The organism is Paramicrobacterium agarici, from assembly GCF_002563955.1.
In the GTDB taxonomy this organism is placed as follows: domain Bacteria; phylum Actinomycetota; class Actinomycetes; order Actinomycetales; family Microbacteriaceae; genus Paramicrobacterium; species Paramicrobacterium agarici.
Map to the genome: position 1 here is coordinate 2,316,384 of NZ_PDJE01000001.1, position 19,674 is coordinate 2,336,057.

The window sequence follows — 19,674 nt, forward strand, 5'->3', positions numbered from 1 at the left end:
TATGGCCGCCCGTGTCGCCCGGGTGATGATCGATTCACCCGTTCCGGCTCTCGACCACCTTTTCGACTACGCGATACCTCCCGTATTCGCAGACGATATCCGGGTGGGATGCCGCGTGCGCGTTCCGCTGCGTTCCGGAGGTCGTCTTGCTGACGGCTACGTCGTCGAACTCGCCGACTCCACGACGTTCGATGGCGAACTCAGCGAACTCGATGACCTGATCTCGAGCGTGCCCATTCTCGCTCCGGAGGTGTGGCGCGTCGCCCGCACTGTCGCCGATCGCGCAGCAGGCTCTGCGAGCGACATCGTTCGCCTCGCCGTACCCAAACGCCACGTCAGGGTCGAGAAAGCGTGGCTCGAAGCAGAACCATCGATGGGAGCTGTCGAACCCGCACCGCTCGAGGGATATCCCGCATCAGCCGACCTTCTCTCCGGGGGAACCCGCACAGCGATGTCGGCGATACCTCAGCTGAGCACAACGGAAGATGGCGCGACCATCGGTCGCTGGGCGCAATCAGCGGTCGAACTCGCCACTCAGGTGCTGGCTCGAGGCCGCAAAATCATCATCGCGGTTCCCGACTACCGCGACCTGGGGCAGGTGCTCTCGGCGCTCGCGCCCCGTGTTCCCCCGGCTCTCGTATCGCGGCTCGATGCCAAGCAGCCGGCCGCGCAGCGCTATCGGGCGTTTCTCGAATGCCTGAACGCAGGGCCACGGGTGATCGTCGGCAATCGCTCCGCGGTGTACGCACCCGCATCCGACCTTGACGCGATTCTCCTGTGGGACGACGGTGACGACCTGCATGCAGAACCACTTGCTCCCTACGTGCACACGCGAGACGCTGCGCTGGTCAGGCAGCAAGACTCTGGATGCGCGCTCATTCTGATGTCGCACGCTCGCAGCGTCGAGAGCGAGCGTCTTGTCGAGATCGGCTGGCTGCGCTCCGTGTCGCCGGAGAGGCACGTGCAGCCGCGCGTTGTGCTGACAAACCCTGCCGTCGATGGTGACGCCGCCCGCATCCCCTCGACGGCGTGGAAGACCGCACGCTCTGCGCTCGATGCCGGTCCTGTGCTCGTGCAGGTTGCGAGACCGGGCTATGCTCCCGTCGTCGCCTGTCAGCGCTGCCGTACCGGCGCACGATGCGCCGCGTGCGGTGGTCCGCTCGGGATACGAAAGCCGGGCCGCCCGCCCGAGTGCACATTATGTGGCGCGATCGCCGCCGAGTGGCGGTGCGACGAGTGCGGTGACACTCACCTTCGCCTTGTCTCGCGCGGCTCTGCGCGTACGACGGAAGAGCTGGGCAGGGCATTTCCCGGCACATCCGTCATCACCTCCGACGGCGACCACCCCGTGGAACGCGTGCCCGCGAAGCCGGCACTCGTTGTCGCCACCCGCGGCGCAGAGCCCATCGCTGAGGGCGGATACAGAGCCGTTCTGCTGCTGGATGGAGATCGGATGCTCGCGCGGGAGGCCCTGACGATCGCGAGCGACTGCCTTCGCTGGTGGTCCAACGCCGCAGCTCTCGCCGCGACGGGTGCTCCTGTCGTGCTCGTCGGCGTCGCCGGCAGGCTGGGGACGGCGTTCGCAACCTGGACATCGCACGCGTTCGCTGCCGAGGAATTGGCCGACCGACGTGAGCTCGGCTTCCCACCGGCGGTGCGGACTGTCTCAGTCAGCGGAGATCTTGCGGCCGTCGAATCAGCGGTCGCATCACTCGACACGACCTCCTACCGTGATGTGCTCGGTCCAAGTGAGCTGCCCGACGGGGGTGTACGGTCGATTGTGCGCTTCGACTACTCTGCAGGGCCCGAGGTCGCGCGTGCGCTGCGAGCGGCGATCATCGCCAACGCGACACGACGCCGACGAAGCCCTGCGGCGAAAGGCGGATACCGGCCGCCGCCGACACTGCGCATTCGCTTTGATGAAACGGAGCTCGTCACATGAGAATCGTCTTCGCCGGAACGCCTGCAGCGGCAACGCCGTCGCTCGAGGCGCTGCACCATTCACGCCACGACGTGTGCGCCGTCGTCACGCGAAATGATGCGCCTCAGGGGCGCAAGCGCGTGCTCACGCCCTCGCCCGTCGCGCAGACCGCCGCCGAGCTGGGAATTCCCCTGATCAAAGCCAACCGGCTCGATGACGATGTAACCGCTCGTGTCGCCGCCCTTGATGCCGACCTCGGAGTCATCGTCGCGTACGGCGGGCTCGTGCGTGCGCCGCTGCTTGCCACACCGGCACACGGCTGGATCAACCTGCACTTCTCAGCGCTGCCGACCTGGCGCGGCGCGGCCCCTGTCCAGCGCGCGCTCATCAACGGAGACACGACAATAGACACCACGGTGTTCCAGCTGACGGAGGGGCTTGACGAGGGTGACATCTGGCGCTCGTCGTCAACGCGCATCGCTCCCGACGAGACAGCCGGCGAGCTTCTCACCCGATTGGCCAGGAGCGGAGCGGACGACCTCGTCGCCGCTGTCGACGGCATCGAAGACGGGACGCTCACGCCCCGGGCACAAGCGGGCACCCCGACGTATGCGAGCAAACTGGCCCTCGCCGACGGAGCCCTCGACCTCAGCGAACCGCTCAGCGCGGTCTACAACCGATTCCGAGGCGTCACGCCGGAGCCGGGCGCGCACGTCCTCGTCGACGGTGAGCGCTTCAAGATCCACGCTGCGGAGCAGGGCGACGATCACATTCCGCGGCTACCACCAGGCTCGTTCGACATGGTTGACGGGCGTGTTCTGCTGGGTACGGGGAGTTCGCCCCTCGTGCTCACCCGGGTCCAACCTTCCGGAAAGCCTGCGATGAATGCCGCTGACTGGTGGCGCGGACAGCAGGGGAGGCCGCTCGCAGCCCAGGTGGGAGAGTCCGCATGAGCGCCGGCGATCGCACGGCTGGGCCGCGACGGCGCCGCGGCTCCACCAGCATCCAGGCCAGCCGCTTGGTTGCTTTTGACGTGCTCATGGCCGTCGATGCCGACGAAGCATACGCAAACCTGCTGCTTCCGCACGAGATCGCACGCGCGTCGCTCGCGCCGAACGATGCCGCCCTCGCGACCGAGCTCTGCTACGGCACGCTGCGTCGCCGAGGGCACTATGACGCCGTCATCGAGAACGCCGCGCATCGCCCCATCGATCACATCGACATGCCCGTGCGCAACGCTCTGAGGCTCGGCGCTCACCAGCTGCTCGCGACGCGCGTCGCTCCGCATGCGGCCGTGAACGAATCGGTGGCGCTCGCGCGGCGCTTCGCGAGCCACTCATCGGCGGGATTCGTCAATGGCGTGCTTCGCACCATCTCGAGGGACGATGACGCGGCGTGGACCGAGCGCCTTCTTTCCGACGTCGACGATGCCGCAGAGGCACTGTCGATCGAGCATGCTCATCCCGCGTGGATTGTGAGGGCATTCCGAACGGCGCTCGAAGCCGAGGGTCGCGGCGACGAGCTCAGTGCCCTGCTGCGGGCGGACAATGAGGCACCCCGCGTCAACCTCGTGGCGTTGCCTGGTCGCGCTGACCTGCCGCAGCACGCCGAACCGAACCGGTATTCTCCCGTGGGATTCCGGGTGGGAACGGGAGACCCGGATGCTGTCGTAGGACGTTCCGAGGGCACTCTGCGCGTGCAAGACGAAGGGTCCCAGCTCGCTGCACTCATGCTCACCCGAGTTGCCCCCGTGCGCGAGGGGGAGCGCTGGCTCGACCTCTGCGCCGGCCCGGGCGGAAAGAGCGCTCTGCTCGCTGCCGAAGCCGCTTCTGGCGGAGCGACACTCGTCGCCAACGAAGTGACGCCGGCGCGCGCTGAGCTCGTTCGCCGCGCGACCGCGCCATTCGCCGAGATCGTCGACGTCGTCACAGGCGACGGGCGCGACGTCGGCGCACAGCATCCGGACTCCTTCGACCGCGTGCTCGTCGACGCACCGTGCACGGGACTCGGCGCCCTTCGGCGACGACCCGAAGCGCGCTGGCGCAAACGCCCCAACGATGTCGCAGAGCTCTCGGCCCTTCAGGCGGAGCTTCTGCGCTCCGCGATCGCGGCTACCGCACCGGGCGGAACGATCGCGTACGTCACGTGTTCGCCGCACTTGGGGGAGACCCGCGCGATCGTTGGTGAGACGCTGCGGCGCATGCGCGATACCGTCACGGCGATCGACGCACCGGAGGTTCTGCGCGGCATCGTCGGCGACATCGATCTCGGCGCACCCGACCCGGACCGCAACCCGGCGATTCCGAACGTTCAACTGTGGCCGCACAGACACGGCACCGACGCGATGTACGTCGCGCTGCTGCACAAGGCCGACCGGTGACCCGTCGATAGGATCGAGCCATGGCCACACGCATCAACCCCAGCATCCTCGCCGCCGATTTCGTCAATTTCGAACGCGACCTCGGCCGCATCGCCGACGCGGATCTCGTGCACGTCGACGTGATGGACAATCACTTCGTGCCGAACCTCACCTTCGGTCTTCCCATGGTGCAGCGCGTTCAAGAGGTCTCCCCGATTCCCCTCGATGTTCACCTCATGATCGATGACGCCGACCGGTGGGCCCCCGACTATGCCGAGACCGGGGCGTTCTCGGTGACCTTCCATGCCGAGGCCGCGGACGATCCCGTCGCGCTCGCCCGGCGCATTCGCGAGATCGGTTCTCGAGCGGGCATCGCTCTCAAGCCCGGAACCGACCCTGAGCCGTATCTCGAGCTGCTTCCCGAGTTCGACCAAGTGCTCGTCATGACCGTCGAGCCTGGCTTCGGGGGTCAGAAGTTCATGCACGAGATGATGCCGAAGCTCCGCTCCGTGCGCACGGCGGCAGAGCGCGCCGGTCTCGACATCTGGCTTCAGGTCGACGGCGGTGTCACCCTCGAGACAATCGAGGTTGCCGCCGAGAACGGCGCGGACACGTTCGTGGCCGGTTCAAGCGTGTTCGCCGGCGGAGACCCGGCAGACCAGATACGGATGCTGCGCGAGCGCGCTGCCGCGCACAGCCACCAGTGAGCGCTGCCGCTGATCCCGCGCCCACCTCGACCGAGTAGGCTTGAGCCGTGAAGACTTTCGACGAGCTTTTTGCCGAACTGAGCGAGAAGGCAGCGAACCGGCCCGCCGGATCGGGCACCGTTGCCGAACTCGACTCCGGCGTGCACTCCATCGGAAAGAAGATCGTTGAAGAGGCAGCCGAGGTGTGGATGGCGTCAGAGCACGAGTCCGACGAGGCCGCCGCTGAAGAGATGTCGCAGCTCCTCTACCACGTTCAGGTCATGATGCTCGCCAAGGGCTTGAGCCTCGACGACGTCTACCGACATCTCTGAGAGCGGTCGTCCCGCAGCATCCTCACCTGACGTACCCCAGACACGAGAGCACAACCGAATGTTGCGAATCGCAGTGCCCAATAAGGGCTCGCTGGCCGAGACGGCCGCTGGAATGCTGGTCGAAGCCGGCTACCTCACTCGTACAGATCCCAAGGCGCTCCACCTCATCGATGCGCGCAACGACGTCGAGTTCTTCTACCTTCGCCCGCGTGACATCGCGACCTACGTAGGTTCTGGCGCCCTCGACGCCGGAATCACGGGGCGTGATCTGCTGCTTGACTCGGCATCGCAGGCGAACGAGATCGCGGCGCTCGATTTCGCCGACTCGACGTTCCGCTTCGCCGGCCCGGTCGGCCGCTTCAGCGAGCTGAACGACCTCAACGGCGCGCGCATCGCCACGAGCTACACGGGTCTCGTCGGCGACTTCCTCACACGACACGGCGTGTCGGCCGAGCTCGTGAAGCTCGATGGTGCCGTCGAGTCCGCCGTCGATCTCGGGGTGGCGGATGCTGTCGCCGACGTCGTGTCGACCGGAACGACCCTGCGCAACGCCGGTCTCGAAATCTTCGGCCCGGTCATTCTCGACTCCACAGCTGTCGTGATCTCAGCCCCGCAGCAGAAGCCGGGAACGGACGTGCTGCTGCGGCGGCTGCAGGGCGTGCTCGTTGCGCGGCGCTTCGTGCTCATGGACTACGACCTGCCTGCGTCACTGCTCGAGCGGGCTACCGAGGTCGCGCACGGCATCGAGTCGCCGACCGTCTCGCCTCTCAAGGACCCCGACTGGGTCGCTGTTCGCGTGATGGTTCCTCGCAAAGACATGAATCAGATCATGGACGCCCTGTACGGCCTCGGCGCACGAGCGATTCTCGTCAGCGCCATCCACGCCGCTCGTCTGTAGGAGAAACGCACATGACTCTCGCTGTCCGCGTGATTCCCTGTCTCGACGTGTCCGATGGCCGCGTCGTCAAGGGGGTCAACTTCAAGAACCTGCGCGACCAGGGCGATCCGGTCGAGCTCGCGCAGCGCTACTACGAGCAGGGCGCAGACGAGCTCACGTTTCTCGACGTGTCTGCGACAGTGGAGGGCCGCGCGACCATGTACGACGTGGTGCAGGCGACGGCCGAGAAGGTCTTCATTCCGCTCACCGTCGGGGGAGGAGTGCGCTCCGTTGACGACGTCTCGCGCCTTCAGGCGCATGGCGCAGACAAGGTCGGCGTGAACAGCGCGGCGATCGCGCGACCGGACGTGATCGACGAGATCGCGGATCGCTTCGGCGCGCAGGTGCTGGTGCTCTCTCTCGACATCACTCGCGATGACCGCATGCCCTCCGGTTTCGTCGTCACGACCCACGGTGGTCGTCGGCGCACGGATATCGATGCTGTCGCCTGGGCCAGAGAAGCCTCGGAGCGCGGCGCGGGCGAGTTGCTCGTCAATTCGATCGATGCAGACGGAACGAAGAACGGTTTCGACATCGAGCTCATCGCCCTCATGCGAGAAAATTGCGCGGTGCCCGTCATCGCCTCAGGCGGAGCCGGCGCTGCAGAGCACTTCCCTCCGGCGATCGGTGCCGGCGCTGATGCTGTGCTCGCGGCGAGCGTCTTCCACTCCGGGCAGCTCACGATCGGCGATGTCAAGAACGCGCTCCGCTCGACGGGGGTGACCATCCGATGAGCGACATTGACAGCATCCTCTCTCGTGCCCGTTTCAGCGACGACGGCCTTCTGCCTGCGATCATCCAGCAGTGGGACACGCTTGAGGTGCTCATGATGGGATACATGGATGCGGAGGCGCTGCGTCGCACCCTCACGACCGGTCGCGTCACATTCTGGTCGCGGTCGCGCAACGAATACTGGCGCAAGGGCGACACATCCGGCCACGTGCAGCTGGTCAAGCAGGCCGCGCTCGACTGCGACGCCGACACGCTCCTGGTCTCGGTCGACCAGATCGGGGCTGCGTGCCACACCGGCACTCGCACGTGCTTCGATGCCGACGTGCTCGACCCGGTCGTGCTCAAGGACGCGCGATGACGCACATGCCCTCCACGACGACGCGAGCGCAGTTCGACGACCATGCATCGCGCATGCGCGTCGTCCCGGTGGTTCGCGAGATATTCGCCGACAGCGAGACCCCTGTCGGGATCTATCGCAAGCTTGCGGCGGGTGCGCCGGGAAGCTTTCTGCTGGAGTCGGCAGAGGGAGGCATCTGGTCGCGGTATTCGTTCGTGGGCGTCTCGTCGTATGGCGTGCTCACTCAATCGGGTGATGCGCCTCGGTGGCTCGATTACGGGCTCTCGGCCGAGCGCGCCATTGGCGATCTCACCGGGCTGAGCCCCTTGGACGCCGTCGCCGCGCTGAGCACACGATGGTCGGGGGAGGCGGTTCCCGATCTTCCGCCCCTCACCGGGGGACTTGTCGGCTTTCTCGGGTGGGAGTCGGTGCGTCAGATCGAGAATCTGCCGAACGCGCCGCAGGCCGAGCACGATGTCCCAGGTCAGGCCATGTGCTTCGTCGCGGACCTCGTCGTTCTCGACCACCGCCGGGGCACCGTTCAGCTGATCGCCAACGTCCTCACGGACGACTCTGATCTCGACACGCTGTGGCTTGACGCACAGGAGCGCCTGAGCGCGTTGCAGAACGGCATTGCCGCTCCGAGCGACGCCCAGCTTGCTCACGTCGACCTCTCACTGTCTCCGACGCCGCGCCTTCGCACCCGCAAGGCGGACTTTCTCGCGGCGGTCGAGAAGAGCAAGGCCTACATTCGCGACGGAGACATCTTTCAAGTTGTGCTGTCGCAGCGTTTCGAACTCGACACCGATGCGTCGCCGGTTGACGTCTACCGGATGCTGCGCGCTCTGAACCCGAGCCCGTACATGTATCTGCTCAGTCTCGACACTCCCGAGGGCGTGCCGTACGCGATCGTCGGCTCATCACCCGAAGCGCTCGTCAAGGTGCAGAACGGTCACGTCGTCACCCACCCGATCGCGGGTTCACAGCCGCGCGGGCGCACACCTGACGAGGACGTCGAATTCGAGACGACCCTTCGCTCCGATGACAAAGAGCGTGCGGAGCATCTGATGCTCGTCGATCTCGCTCGCAACGACCTGGCGAAGGTCTGCGTTCCCGGCACCGTCGATGTGACCGAGTTCATGCGCGTTGAGCGGTTCAGCCACATCATGCACCTCGTATCGAGCGTCGAGGGAGAACTTCGCGGCGGGGCGACAGCCATCGATGTCTTTCGCGCCACGTTTCCCGCAGGCACGCTCTCTGGCGCTCCGAAGCCGCGCGCCCTCCAGATCATCGATGAGCTCGAACCCGCCCAGAGGGGCGTGTACGGCGGCGTCGTCGGCTACATCGGCTTCGCGGGCCAGGCCGACCTCGCGATCGCCATCCGCACGGCCACGCTCATGAACGGAACAGCGATCGTGCAAGCGGGCGGGGGAGTCGTCGCGGACTCGGTTGCCGAGTCGGAGTATCAGGAATCATGCAACAAGGCAGCTGCGCCGCTCAGGGCTGTCGCGATCGCCAGCGCGATGGTGAGAATCGGGGACGAATGACCGGACGTCGCATCAAGAGCATCCTCATCGTCGTGACCCTCGCCGTGAGCGGTTGCGCGCTGCTCACGTGGACGCAGCCGTGGTTTTCGCTGGTGCTCACACAGGGCACCCATGCGGGCACAGACGTCGACGTTCCGGGTGAGGCGGCAGGTCCTGCCGTGGCAGCGCTCGGTCTTGCCGGCCTCGCGCTCGGAGGCGCGCTCGCGATTGCGGGACGCATGCTTCGCGTCGTCTTCGGGGTGCTCGAAGTGCTCATCGGAGGAAGCCTCATCGCGTCTGCGATCGTCGCAGTCAGTGATCCGGCGGCCGCGAGCTCAAAGACGATCACCGAGTTCACGGGCGTCGCTGGAGACAGCGCCTCCCACGATCTCGTCGCACAGAGTTTCGCGACGGCGTGGCCCTATGTCTCGCTCGCAGCCGGGATCATTCTCGCCGTGCTCGGCATCGCGGTCATCGTCACATCGCGACGTTGGCCTGCCTCAGGGCGCAAGTTCGATGCGCCGGCGGCGGAGCCGAGTGGGGCGACGCACGATGCCGTCGACAGCTGGGACGAGCTGAGCCGCGGTGAGGACCCCACGCGGTAGCAGATAGACTTGGTGGCGTTCCCCGCCAGAGAAGGAGTTTACGTGACCCCCGAATCGATCGACCCCGGACACGGCCATTCACCGGCCGCATGGACCGCTGTCATCATCATGCTCGTCGCTTTCACCATCGGCACGGTCATGCTGTTCATCGGCCAGCCATTTGGAGTCATCGCAGCTGCAGGTCTGCTCGTCGTCGGGCTCATCGTCGGATGGATCCTCAAATTGGCGGGATTCGGAGTCAACGGTCCGCGCTACCAGCCGAAGGGCCACTGAACCGGTGTCCGACCTCCTGACGGAGCTCACGCACGGCGCGCGAGAAGACGCTCAAGCTCGCCGGGCGGTCACACCGCTGGCTGCCGTCGAAGACGCCGCTGCTGCTGCCGATGCGCCCCTCGATGCGCTTGCGGCGCTTGCGCCTGCCGATCGCGTGAAGATCATCGCGGAGGTCAAGCGAGCCAGTCCGTCACGCGGCGACCTCGCAGACATTCCCGACCCCGCGCACCTCGCATCGCTCTATGCGTCGGGCGGCGCAAGCGCCATCAGCGTACTGACCGAAGGGCGGCGCTTCAAGGGCTCGCTCGATGACCTCAGCGCTGTGAAGCAGACGGTGCCTGTTCCTGTTCTGCGCAAAGACTTCGTCTCCGACCCCTACCAGGTCTTCGAGGCGAGAGCCGCTGGCGCCGACATGGTGCTCCTCATCGTCGCTGCGCTCGACCAGGGGCAGCTTCGTGAGCTTCACGGCCTCGTCACCGATCTCGGCATGACGTCGCTCGTTGAGGCTCACACGGCAGAAGAGCTTGATCGCGCTCTCGAACTCGATGCAAAACTCATCGGCATCAACGCGCGCAACCTCAAGACATTCGACTTAGATCGCGATCTCTTCGGCACGCTGTCGAGCACGATTCCCGCCGGCGTCGTGAAGGTCGCCGAATCCGCCGTCGCGGGACCCGACGACGTCGCCCACTACCGCGAGGCGGGAGCCGACGTCGTGCTTATCGGCGAAGCGCTTGTCACTAGCGATCCCGTCTCAACCCTCCACCGATTCTTGGCGGTCTGAACATGTCTCTTCAACATTCGTCTGGACCATACTTCGGCGACTACGGCGGGCGCTATGTCCCCGAATCGCTCATCGCAACGCTCGACGACCTCACACAGGCTTGGGAGGCGGCGAAGGTCGATCCCGAGTTTCAGCGGGAGCTCGACGAGCTTCTGCGCACCTATGTCGGCCGTCCCTCGGTGATCACGGAAGTGCCCCGATTCGCTGAGCACGCGGGCGGCGCTCGTGTGATTCTGAAGCGCGAGGACCTCAACCACACCGGTTCGCACAAGATCAACAACGTGCTCGGCCAAGCCCTGCTCACCAAGCGCGTCGGCAAGACCCGCGTGATCGCCGAGACGGGTGCAGGGCAGCATGGCGTCGCGACGGCGACGGCAGCCGCACTCTTCGGGCTCGATTGCGTCATCTACATGGGCGAAGTCGATACCGAGCGTCAGGCGCTCAATGTTGCGCGCATGCGCCTGCTCGGCGCCGAAGTGGTCGCCGTCAAGACGGGGTCGCGCACGCTCAAAGACGCGATCAACGAGGCGATGCGCGACTGGGTGACGAACGTCGAGACGACGAACTACATCTTCGGCACGGTCGCGGGCCCGCATCCGTTCCCCGCGATGGTGCGCGATCTGCAGAAGGTGATCGGCGAGGAGGCCCGCGAACAGGTGCTCGAGCTGACTGGTCGGCTGCCGGATGCTGTCGCAGCATGCGTCGGCGGAGGCTCAAACGCCATGGGCATCTTCCATGCGTTCCTCGACGATGCCGACGTCGCCCTCTACGGATTCGAGGCGGCGGGAGAAGGGATCGACACGCCCAGGCACGCGGCAACCATCACGAAGGGCCGCCCGGGCATGCTGCACGGAGCGCGAAGCTTTCTCCTTCAGGATGACGACGGTCAGACGATCGAGTCGCACTCCATCTCCGCCGGGCTCGACTATCCGGGCGTCGGGCCCGAGCACTCGTGGCTCGCATCGATCGGCCGAGCGTCCTATCGACCGGTGACGGATGCTGCCGCCATGGACGCTCTCCGGCTTCTCAGTCGCACAGAGGGCATCATCCCTGCGATCGAGTCCGCGCACGCCCTGGCGGGAGCACTCGAGCTCGGCCGCGAGATCGGCAGCGATGCAACCATTCTCGTGAGCCTCTCGGGCCGCGGCGATAAAGACATGGAGACCGCGGGCTCCTACTTCAACCTGATCGACGAGGGAGCCGAACAATCGTGACCGGTGTAGCCGAGACCCTTCGCGCGAAACGAGAATCAGGCGACGGCGCTCTGATCGGATACCTTCCGATCGGCTTTCCCAACTTCGACGACAGCATCGATGCCGCTGTGGCGATCGCCAAGGGCGGTGTCGACGTGATTGAGCTCGGCGTTCCGTATTCTGATCCCGTCATGGACGGTCCCGTCATTCAGGCGGCTACGCAGCGCGCGCTCTCCGAGGGGTTTCGGCTGTCACACGCGTTCGAGGCTGTGCGGCGCATCACCGCGGAGTGCGACGCCGATGTTCTGCTTATGACGTACTGGAACCCCGTGGTTCAGTACGGAGTCGAACGCTTCGCCGACGACCTTCTCGACGCCGGCGGCGCGGGCCTCATCACCCCTGACCTGATTCCCGATGAGGCAGAGGAATGGCTCGCAGCGTCCGAGCGCACAGGACTCGACCGCGTCTTTCTCGCGGCACCGTCATCGAGCGACGCGCGGCTCGCCCAGGCCGTGTCCTCGAGCAGAGGATTCGTCTACACGGTGTCCACCATGGGCATCACGGGCGCACGCACCGACATCGATACCGCGGCGCGCACGCTCGTCTCGCGCCTCCGGGATGCCGGTGCCGAGAACGCCTGCGTCGGGCTCGGCATCTCCACCCCGGAGCATGTGCGCGAAGTGCTGGAGTATGCTGACGGCGCGATCGTCGGATCGGCGCTCGTGAAGGCGCTGAGCGACGGCGGAGTCACAGCAGTCGGCGACCTTGCCCAGCAGCTCGCCTCCGGAACAACGCGTACGCGATCGATTTGAAAGGCTCATGGTGATCCTTCCCGCAAGCATTCCGAGTCCGGACGTCAGCTTCATTCAGCTGGGGCCGTTCACGATTCACTTCTACGCGCTGTGCATTCTCGTGGGCATCATCGCCGCGACGCTCATCACGAACACCCGGCTCACACGGCGCGGAGCTGAGCCCTGGATCATCATCGATCTTCTGCTCTGGGTTGTTCCCCTCGGAATCATCGGCGCGCGAGTCTTTCACGTCTTGACGCACCCCGACGATTACTTCTATCCGGGCGCAGACCTGCTGAGGACCCTCTACATCTGGGAGGGGGGAATCGCCATCTTCGGTGCCCTGATCGGCGGTGGAATCGGCGCGTGGATCGGCTGCCGCGTTCTCGGGCTTCGCTTCTCGGTCTTCGCTGACGCACTCGCTCCAGGCCTGCTCGTCGCGCAGGCGTTCGGCAGATTCGGCAACTGGTTCAATCAAGAGCTGTTCGGCCTGCCCACCGATCTTCCCTGGGGGCTCGAGATCGACGCGTCGAATCCTGCCTATCCGGTCGGCCTTCCCGCAGATGTCCTGTTTCACCCGACGTTCCTCTACGAGGTCATCTGGAACCTTCTCGGAGCCGCTGTGATCGTCTGGCTCGGGCGACGTCTGACTCTCGAATGGGGACGCCAGTTCGCCCTCTACCTCATCTGGTACGGCGCTGGGCGCATCGTCTGGGAGTCGATTCGCATCGACCCGAGCGAGGTTTTTCTCGGCCTGCGTGTGAACGTGTGGGCAGCGATCATCGCCCTCGTACTCGGAATCGTCATCTTCATGGTGCAGCGCGAACGGCACCCTGGTCGCCTCCCGAGCGCCTATCTGCCTGGACGTAACACGACCGAAACAGAGGGAGAGTTAGACTCTGAATCCCCTGAATCGGTGTACGTCGATCTCAGTGACGACGCTGACGGAGTCTCCGACCAGGGAGAGCCCGCCGCCACAAGCAAGCGAGGCTCGTAGTACCGAACTCCAGCGGTCACGGACCACCGGGTTCAGTCCAGACCTTCTCCGGTCTGTATCCCCGGCGGGACGCCGTTGCCCCGTCTTAGCATCAACTGAGGGCATCGCTATTCATGACCACTCGATCTCCCTACTCCCGATTCAGCCTCGTTCCTGACAAGCAGGGGTTGTACGACCCGTCCTTCGAGTCAGACGCGTGCGGTCTGGCCATGGTTGCGACGCTGCGCGGGCACGGTGGCCACGACATCATCGACGCAGCGCTGGCAGCGCTGCGCAATCTTGAGCACCGTGGAGCCACCGGGTCCGACGCGGGGACCGGGGACGGTGCCGGCATCCTGTTGGAAGTTCCTGACGCCTTTCTTCGCGCGGCGGTTTCGTTTTCGCTTCCTAGCGTCGGCGAATACGCCGTCGGTTCTGTGTTCCTGCCGACCGACGGTGAGGAGCGCAATGACGAGAAGCGCTCAATCGAATCGATCGCGGCAGACGAAGGGCTCGAGGTTCTCGGCTGGCGCGTGGTCCCGACGGAGCCGTCGCAACTGGGTCGTCTCGCTCGAGACGCCATGCCTGTGATCGAGCAGCTCTTCGTGTGCACCGGTGCGTCTGCTCCGGGTGACACTCGAGAGCACGGTGTGGCTCTCGACCGCATCGCGTACAGGCTCCGAAAGCGCGCAGAACGCGAAATCGGGGCCTATTTTGTTTCTCTGTCGAGCCGCACGATCGTCTACAAGGGAATGGTCACGACACTGCAGCTCGAACCGTTCTATCCCGACCTCTCCGACCACGCGTTCGCGTCCCGCGTCGCCATCGTGCATTCCCGGTACTCGACGAACACGTTCCCGTCGTGGCCGCTCGCACAGCCGTTGCGCATGATGGCGCACAATGGCGAGATCAATACGGTGCAGGGGAACCGGAACTGGATGCGGGCTCGTCAGTCTCAACTAGCATCCGATCTCCTCGGCGATCTCACGCCGCTTCTCCCCATCGTCACCGAGGGCGCGAGCGACTCCGCTTCCTTCGACGAGGTGCTCGAGCTTCTCACGCTCACGGGCCGTTCGCTGCCGCACGCAATGCTCATGATGGTTCCCGAAGCGTGGGAGAAGCGCACGGACCTGGACCCGGAACGCCGAGCCTTCTTCGAGTACCTCTCGATGCAGATGGAGCCGTGGGACGGCCCGGCGGCGCTGACGTTCACCGACGGCTCGGTCGTCGGCGCCACGCTCGATCGAAACGGTCTGCGCCCGGGCCGCTGGCTCGAGACCGATGACGGGCTCGTCGTGCTGGGAAGCGAGATCGGCATTCTCGACGTCGCGCCCGGAACGGTGGTGCGCAAAGGCCGGCTGCAGCCTGGCCGCATGTTTCTCATCGACCTCGACGAGGGCCGCCTCATCGACGACGACGAGATCAAAGATTCGCTGACAGCGTCTCAGCCCTGGGGCGAATGGCTCGAGCAGGGCCGGATCAACCTCACGGATCTGCCGGAGCGCGAGCACGTGATCCACACTCCCGCGTCGGTCATCCGTCGCCAGCGCACCTTCGGCTACACCGAAGAAGAAGTGAATCGCATCCTCAAGCCGATGGGCGCGACAGGCGCCGAACCGCTCGGGGCAATGGGAACAGACACGCCCGTCGCTGTGCTCTCCGATCGCCCGCGGCTGCTGTTCGACTACTTCTCGCAGCGATTTGCGCAAGTGACGAACCCACCGCTCGATTCGATCAGGGAGCGTGTCGTGACCTCCCTGACGCTCACGCTCGGCCCAGAACGCAACCTCTTGGCCTCGGGTCCCGAGCACGCACGTCAGATCGTTCTCGACTTCCCGGTGATCGACAACGACCAGCTGGCGAAGATCGAGCACATCGACCCGCTGCCGAACGGGACGACGACAGCGATCATCCGCGCGCTCTACCGCTTCGACGAAGGCCCCGGCGCGCTGCGCGACCGGCTGGACGCGATCAATGCGGAGGTCGATGCGGCGATCGCCGCGGGCGCTCACTTCATTGTGCTGAGCGACCGCGATTCAACGAAGGATCTCGCACCGATCCCTTCCCTGCTTGCTGTGGCATCTGTCCACCACCATCTCATCCGCGCCGAGAATCGCATGAAGGTCGGCCTCATCGTCGAAGCGGGCGACGTGCGCGAAGTTCATCACGTCGCCACGCTCATCGGCTACGGCGCCTCTGCCGTGAACCCGTACCTCGCCATGGAGACATGCGAAGAGCTCGTGCGACGTGGTGAGATCACGGGCGTGACAGCTGATCAGGCCGTCGCAAATGTGATCTCCGCCCTCGGCAACGGCGTGCTCAAGATCATGTCGAAGATGGGCATTTCCACCGTGTCGTCGTACGCCGGCGCCCAGACCTTCGAAGCCGTCGGACTCAGTCAGGAATTCGTCGACACATACTTCACCGGCACCGTATCGCGACTCGGCGGCGTGGGGCTCGACGTGATTCAGTCCGAGAACCTCGCCAGGCACTCGTCAGCGTTCCCCGCCAATCCGCCCAGCCGCGCGCACGATCGCCTCGAGACCGGCGGCGAATACCAGTGGCGGCGCGACGGGACGCCCCATCTCTTCAACCCTGACACAGTGTTCCGGCTCCAGCATTCCACGCGCTCGCGCCGATACGACATCTTCAAGCAGTACACAGACCTGATCGATGATCAATCCGAGCGCCTCATGACCTTGAGGGGGCTCTTCGGATTCGTCGACGACCAGCGACCTCCGGTGCCGCTCGACGAGGTCGAGCCCGTGTCGCAGATCGTCAAGAGGTTCTCGACCGGGGCGATGAGCTACGGCTCGATCTCGCAGGAAGCGCATGAGACTCTCGCCATCGCCATGAACCGTCTCGGCGCGAAGTCGAACACGGGAGAAGGCGGCGAAGACGTCGAACGGCTGCTCGACCCGACACGGCGAAGTGCCATCAAACAGGTGGCGTCGGGACGATTCGGCGTCACGAGCATGTACCTCACGCACGCCGACGACCTTCAGATCAAGCTCGCCCAGGGCGCCAAGCCGGGAGAAGGAGGGCAGCTTCCGCCGGGCAAGGTCTATCCGTGGGTAGCCCGAACACGTCACGCGACAGCTGGCGTTGGACTCATCTCGCCGCCGCCTCACCATGACATCTATTCGATCGAAGACCTCAAGCAGCTCATCTTCGATCTCAAGCGGGCGAATCCGCACGCTCGCGTGCACACGAAGCTGGTGAGCGAGTCGGGGATCGGTGCGGTCGCCGCCGGTGTCGCCAAGGCGCTGAGCGATGTCGTGCTGATCTCTGGCCACGACGGAGGAACAGGTGCGAGCCCCCTGAACTCGCTCAAGCACGCAGGAACTCCGTGGGAACTCGGGCTCGCCGAGACGCAGCAGACTCTGCTTCTCAACGGTCTGAGGGATCGGGTGGTCGTGCAGGTGGACGGTCAGCTCAAGACGGGGCGCGACGTTGTCATCGCGGCGCTTCTCGGCGCCGAGGAGTTCGGGTTCGCGACAGCGCCGCTCGTGGTCTCGGGCTGCGTCATGATGCGCGTGTGCCACCTCGACACGTGCCCTGTGGGCGTCGCTACCCAGAATCCAGAGCTGCGCAAGCGCTTCTCAGGCAAGCCCGAGTTTGTTGTGACGTTCTTCGAATTCATTGCTGAGCAGGTGCGCGAGTATCTCGCCGCTCTCGGTTTCCGTACGCTCGACGAGGCGATCGGGCACGCAGAGGCGCTTGACGTGACGCGGGCCGTCTCGCATTGGAAGTCTGACGGGCTCGATCTGACGCCGATCCTCGGAGCATCTCAGACCTCAGCGCGCGTCGATGACGGGCCGATGCGGCACATGAGGGAGCAGAATCATGAGCTCGACAGCCACTTCGACGTTGAGCTGATTCGGCGCAGCGCGAGAGCGCTCGACGGCAGGGGACCTGTGCGCATCGAGCGTCCGATCATCAACACAGAGCGCGCCGTCGGAACGATGCTGGGGCACGAGGTCACGCGCCGGTTCGGCGAGAACGGCCTTGCCGAGAACACGATCACCGTCGCGCTCTCCGGCTCCGCAGGGCAGTCGTTCGGCGCCTTCGTCCCGCGGGGAATCACGCTTCGACTCGAGGGAGACGCCAACGATTACGTCGGCAAGGGGCTTTCGGGTGGGCGCATCGCCATCCGCCCGGATGCTGCTGCCGGGTTCGTGCCCGAGCAGAACGTCATCGCGGGCAACGTGGTCGGATACGGCGCGACGTCGGGGAGCATGTTCATAAACGGCGTCGTGGGGGAGCGGTTCTTCGTGCGCAACTCCGGCGCGACGGCTGTCGTCGAAGGTGTTGGTGACCACGCCCTCGAGTACATGACAGGCGGACTCGCGGTGATTCTCGGCACGACCGGGCGGAATCTCGGAGCGGGCATGTCGGGGGGAAGCGCCTACATCTACAGGCTCGACGAGTCCCGCGTCAATCGCGAGGCCGTGGTGTCAGACGAACTCGAGCTGACTGCCCCAGGCCCTGGCGACCGCGAGATCATCACGGATCTGCTCGCGCAGCACCAGGCCGAGACCGGCTCGCCCCTCGCCTCGCGGATGCTGGACGACATCGACGCCGTCCTCGGGGACTTCGTCAAGATTCAGCCGCGCAACTACGCGGCGGTACTCGAAACACGGCAGCACGCAATCGCCGAGGGGCTCGACCCGGACGGTGACGAAGTGTGGAAGCGAATCAGGGAGGCTACCCGTGGCTGATCCGACAGGGTTCTTGAAGACGACCGAGCGCGAACTGCCGAAGCGCAGGCCCGTGCCCGTGCGCATCATGGACTGGAAGGAAGTCTATGAGCGACAGGACCGCGACCAGCTTCAGCGCCAAGCGGGACGCTGCATGGACTGCGGCATCCCCTTCTGCCATCAGGGCTGCCCGCTCGGCAACCTGATCCCCGAGTGGAACGATCTCACGTGGAAGGGCGACGCGCGCGCGGCATCCGACCGCCTGCACGCGACGAACAACTTTCCTGAGCTCACGGGGCGCCTGTGCCCGGCGCCTTGTGAGAGCGCGTGCGTGCTCGGAATCAACCAGCCAGCCGTCACGATCAAGCAGGTCGAGGTGTCCATCGCCGACCAGGCTTTTGACAGCGGCTGGATCGACGCGCAGCCGCCCGAGAGGCTCACAGGCAAGACTGTCGCCGTCGTCGGATCGGGGCCAGCCGGTCTCGCGGCCGCTCAGCAGCTCACGCGCGCAGGGCACACGGTTGCCGTGTACGAGCGCGACGACCGGATCGGCGGCCTGTTGCGCTACGGCATTCCCGATTTCAAGCTCGAGAAGCAGATTCTCGACAAGCGGCTCAAGCAGATGCGTGAAGAGGGCACTCGATTCCGCCCGGGTGTCAGCATCGGCACGGACATCACGTGGGACGAACTCCGTGCTCGATTTGACGCTGTCGTCGTCGCGACAGGAACGCCGGTCGCCCGGAACCTCGATATCCCCGGACGTGAGCTCGACGGCATCCACCTCGCGATGGACTACCTTGTTCGCGCCAATCACGCCGTCGCCGGCGATGACGTCGCGAATCCCATCTCGGCAACGGGAAAGCACGTCGTCGTGCTCGGCGGCGGCGACACCGGCTCGGACTGCATCGGCACGGCACACCGTCAGGGCGCAGCATCCGTCACGAATCTGGCGATCGGGCGCAAACCCTCTGCCATGCGTCCCGAACACCAGCCATGGCCGATGACGCCGACGGTCTTCGAGGTACAGACGTCTCACGAGGAAGGCGGGGAGCGGGAGTACCTTGTCTCGACTGTCGAGTTCGTCTCTGACGATGCCGGAGCGGTGCGCGCACTGCGTGTCGCCGAGACCGAGTACCTAGATGGACGCAGGGTCCCCAAGGCCGGAACGGAGTACGAGATTCCGGCAGACCTCGTGCTTCTCGCCTTGGGATTCACCGGTCCCGAGACCGACACGGAGCACGAGCAGCTCGGACTCGCGGTCAGCGATCACGGCGCATTCGAGCGTTCAGCCGACTACCAAACTGCGACGCCCGGCGTCTTCGTGGCAGGGGACGCGGGTCGAGGACAATCGCTGATCGTCTGGGCAATCGCCGAAGGACGTTCGGCAGCGGCCGCCGTTGACCGGTATCTTGAAGGGGAGAGCGAACTCCCGTGGCCTGTCGCACCGACGGACCGCCCGATCGCTCTCTGACCCCGCGTTCCGGGAGGGCGCGGTGCTGTTCTAGGAAAACCAGCGCATTCC

General features: G+C 65.4%; 17 protein-coding genes. All 17 read left to right on the forward strand.

The annotated features are described in order from the left end of the window. Nucleotide 1 precedes the first annotated feature (1 nt). Nucleotides 2-1,942, forward strand: coding sequence for a primosomal protein N' family DNA-binding protein (locus ATJ78_RS11335; protein WP_211288524.1), 1,941 nt, complete (start codon nucleotides 2-4; stop codon nucleotides 1,940-1,942). Continuing rightward, nucleotides 1,939-2,874 carry a methionyl-tRNA formyltransferase gene (gene fmt / locus ATJ78_RS11340; protein WP_098407722.1) on the forward strand — a complete coding sequence of 312 codons (936 nt, stop codon included), beginning with the start codon at nucleotides 1,939-1,941 and terminating at the stop codon, nucleotides 2,872-2,874. Before ATJ78_RS11335 ends, fmt begins: the two co-directional genes overlap by 4 nt. After that, complete coding sequence (locus ATJ78_RS11345; protein WP_098407726.1) at nucleotides 2,871-4,301, forward strand: RsmB/NOP family class I SAM-dependent RNA methyltransferase; 1,431 nt, start codon at nucleotides 2,871-2,873, stop codon at nucleotides 4,299-4,301. Before fmt ends, ATJ78_RS11345 begins: the two co-directional genes overlap by 4 nt. A 20-nt stretch (nucleotides 4,302-4,321) precedes the next feature. After that, nucleotides 4,322-4,987: a ribulose-phosphate 3-epimerase gene (gene rpe, locus ATJ78_RS11350; protein ID WP_098407754.1), complete on the forward strand. Its 666-nt coding sequence runs from the start codon at nucleotides 4,322-4,324 to the stop codon at nucleotides 4,985-4,987. 47 nt (nucleotides 4,988-5,034) lie between these two features. Then, nucleotides 5,035-5,298 (forward strand): phosphoribosyl-ATP diphosphatase, encoded by a 264-nt coding sequence (locus tag ATJ78_RS11355; protein ID WP_098407769.1) that lies wholly within the window; start codon nucleotides 5,035-5,037, stop codon nucleotides 5,296-5,298. A 58-nt stretch (nucleotides 5,299-5,356) separates the two neighbouring features. After that, nucleotides 5,357-6,196, forward strand: a complete 840-nt coding sequence (gene hisG / locus ATJ78_RS11360) for an ATP phosphoribosyltransferase (RefSeq protein WP_098407790.1) — start codon at nucleotides 5,357-5,359, stop codon at nucleotides 6,194-6,196. Between the two features lie 11 nt (nucleotides 6,197-6,207). Then, on the forward strand, nucleotides 6,208-6,969 hold the full coding sequence (gene hisF, locus ATJ78_RS11365; RefSeq protein ID WP_098407795.1) for an imidazole glycerol phosphate synthase subunit HisF: 762 nt from the start codon (nucleotides 6,208-6,210) through the stop codon (nucleotides 6,967-6,969). Next, the gene (gene hisI, locus ATJ78_RS11370; protein ID WP_098407797.1) at nucleotides 6,966-7,325 is read left to right on the forward strand and encodes a phosphoribosyl-AMP cyclohydrolase; all 360 of its coding nucleotides are present in this window, start codon (nucleotides 6,966-6,968) and stop codon (nucleotides 7,323-7,325) included. Before hisF ends, hisI begins: the two co-directional genes overlap by 4 nt. 5 nt (nucleotides 7,326-7,330) lie before the next feature. Beyond that, the gene (locus ATJ78_RS11375) at nucleotides 7,331-8,851 is read left to right on the forward strand and encodes an anthranilate synthase component I (protein ID WP_098409342.1); all 1,521 of its coding nucleotides are present in this window, start codon (nucleotides 7,331-7,333) and stop codon (nucleotides 8,849-8,851) included. Then, a complete protein-coding gene (locus tag ATJ78_RS11380; protein WP_098407800.1) occupies nucleotides 8,848-9,435 on the forward strand; it encodes a Trp biosynthesis-associated membrane protein in 588 nt (195 codons plus the stop codon). Before ATJ78_RS11375 ends, ATJ78_RS11380 begins: the two co-directional genes overlap by 4 nt. Before the next feature lie 42 nt (nucleotides 9,436-9,477). Next, nucleotides 9,478-9,708: an HGxxPAAW family protein gene (locus tag ATJ78_RS11385; protein WP_098407807.1), complete on the forward strand. Its 231-nt coding sequence runs from the start codon at nucleotides 9,478-9,480 to the stop codon at nucleotides 9,706-9,708. A 4-nt stretch (nucleotides 9,709-9,712) separates the two neighbouring features. Beyond that, complete coding sequence (trpC, locus tag ATJ78_RS11390; RefSeq protein WP_098407811.1) at nucleotides 9,713-10,492, forward strand: indole-3-glycerol phosphate synthase TrpC; 780 nt, start codon at nucleotides 9,713-9,715, stop codon at nucleotides 10,490-10,492. Nucleotides 10,493-10,494: 2 nt separating this feature from the next. Beyond that, on the forward strand, nucleotides 10,495-11,706 hold the full coding sequence (trpB, locus tag ATJ78_RS11395) for a tryptophan synthase subunit beta (protein WP_098407814.1): 1,212 nt from the start codon (nucleotides 10,495-10,497) through the stop codon (nucleotides 11,704-11,706). After that, nucleotides 11,703-12,497 (forward strand): tryptophan synthase subunit alpha, encoded by a 795-nt coding sequence (trpA, locus tag ATJ78_RS11400; protein ID WP_098407817.1) that lies wholly within the window; start codon nucleotides 11,703-11,705, stop codon nucleotides 12,495-12,497. The genes trpB and trpA overlap by 4 nt, the downstream gene beginning before the upstream one ends. Before the next feature lie 7 nt (nucleotides 12,498-12,504). Then, entirely contained in the window at nucleotides 12,505-13,473 is a 969-nt protein-coding gene (gene lgt / locus ATJ78_RS11405; protein WP_098407820.1) for a prolipoprotein diacylglyceryl transferase, read from the forward strand. A 113-nt stretch (nucleotides 13,474-13,586) separates the two neighbouring features. Next, nucleotides 13,587-18,173 (forward strand): glutamate synthase large subunit, encoded by a 4,587-nt coding sequence (gltB, locus tag ATJ78_RS11410; RefSeq protein ID WP_098407826.1) that lies wholly within the window; start codon nucleotides 13,587-13,589, stop codon nucleotides 18,171-18,173. Continuing rightward, nucleotides 18,166-19,623: a glutamate synthase subunit beta gene (locus ATJ78_RS11415; RefSeq protein ID WP_098407830.1), complete on the forward strand. Its 1,458-nt coding sequence runs from the start codon at nucleotides 18,166-18,168 to the stop codon at nucleotides 19,621-19,623. Before gltB ends, ATJ78_RS11415 begins: the two co-directional genes overlap by 8 nt. Nucleotides 19,624-19,674: the final 51 nt, after the last annotated feature.

Coding starts and splice junctions, on each gene's coding strand:
- ATJ78_RS11335 (WP_211288524.1), top strand. CDS start 2: ATGGCCGCCCGTGTCGCCCGGGTGATGATCGATTCACCCGTTCCGGCT.
- fmt (WP_098407722.1), top strand. CDS start 1,939: ATGAGAATCGTCTTCGCCGGAACGCCTGCAGCGGCAACGCCGTCGCTC.
- ATJ78_RS11345 (WP_098407726.1), top strand. CDS start 2,871: ATGAGCGCCGGCGATCGCACGGCTGGGCCGCGACGGCGCCGCGGCTCC.
- rpe (WP_098407754.1), top strand. CDS start 4,322: ATGGCCACACGCATCAACCCCAGCATCCTCGCCGCCGATTTCGTCAAT.
- hisG (WP_098407790.1), top strand. CDS start 5,357: ATGTTGCGAATCGCAGTGCCCAATAAGGGCTCGCTGGCCGAGACGGCC.
- hisF (WP_098407795.1), top strand. CDS start 6,208: ATGACTCTCGCTGTCCGCGTGATTCCCTGTCTCGACGTGTCCGATGGC.
- hisI (WP_098407797.1), top strand. CDS start 6,966: ATGAGCGACATTGACAGCATCCTCTCTCGTGCCCGTTTCAGCGACGAC.
- ATJ78_RS11375 (WP_098409342.1), top strand. CDS start 7,331: ATGCCCTCCACGACGACGCGAGCGCAGTTCGACGACCATGCATCGCGC.
- ATJ78_RS11380 (WP_098407800.1), top strand. CDS start 8,848: ATGACCGGACGTCGCATCAAGAGCATCCTCATCGTCGTGACCCTCGCC.
- trpB (WP_098407814.1), top strand. CDS start 10,495: ATGTCTCTTCAACATTCGTCTGGACCATACTTCGGCGACTACGGCGGG.
- lgt (WP_098407820.1), top strand. CDS start 12,505: ATGGTGATCCTTCCCGCAAGCATTCCGAGTCCGGACGTCAGCTTCATT.
- gltB (WP_098407826.1), top strand. CDS start 13,587: ATGACCACTCGATCTCCCTACTCCCGATTCAGCCTCGTTCCTGACAAG.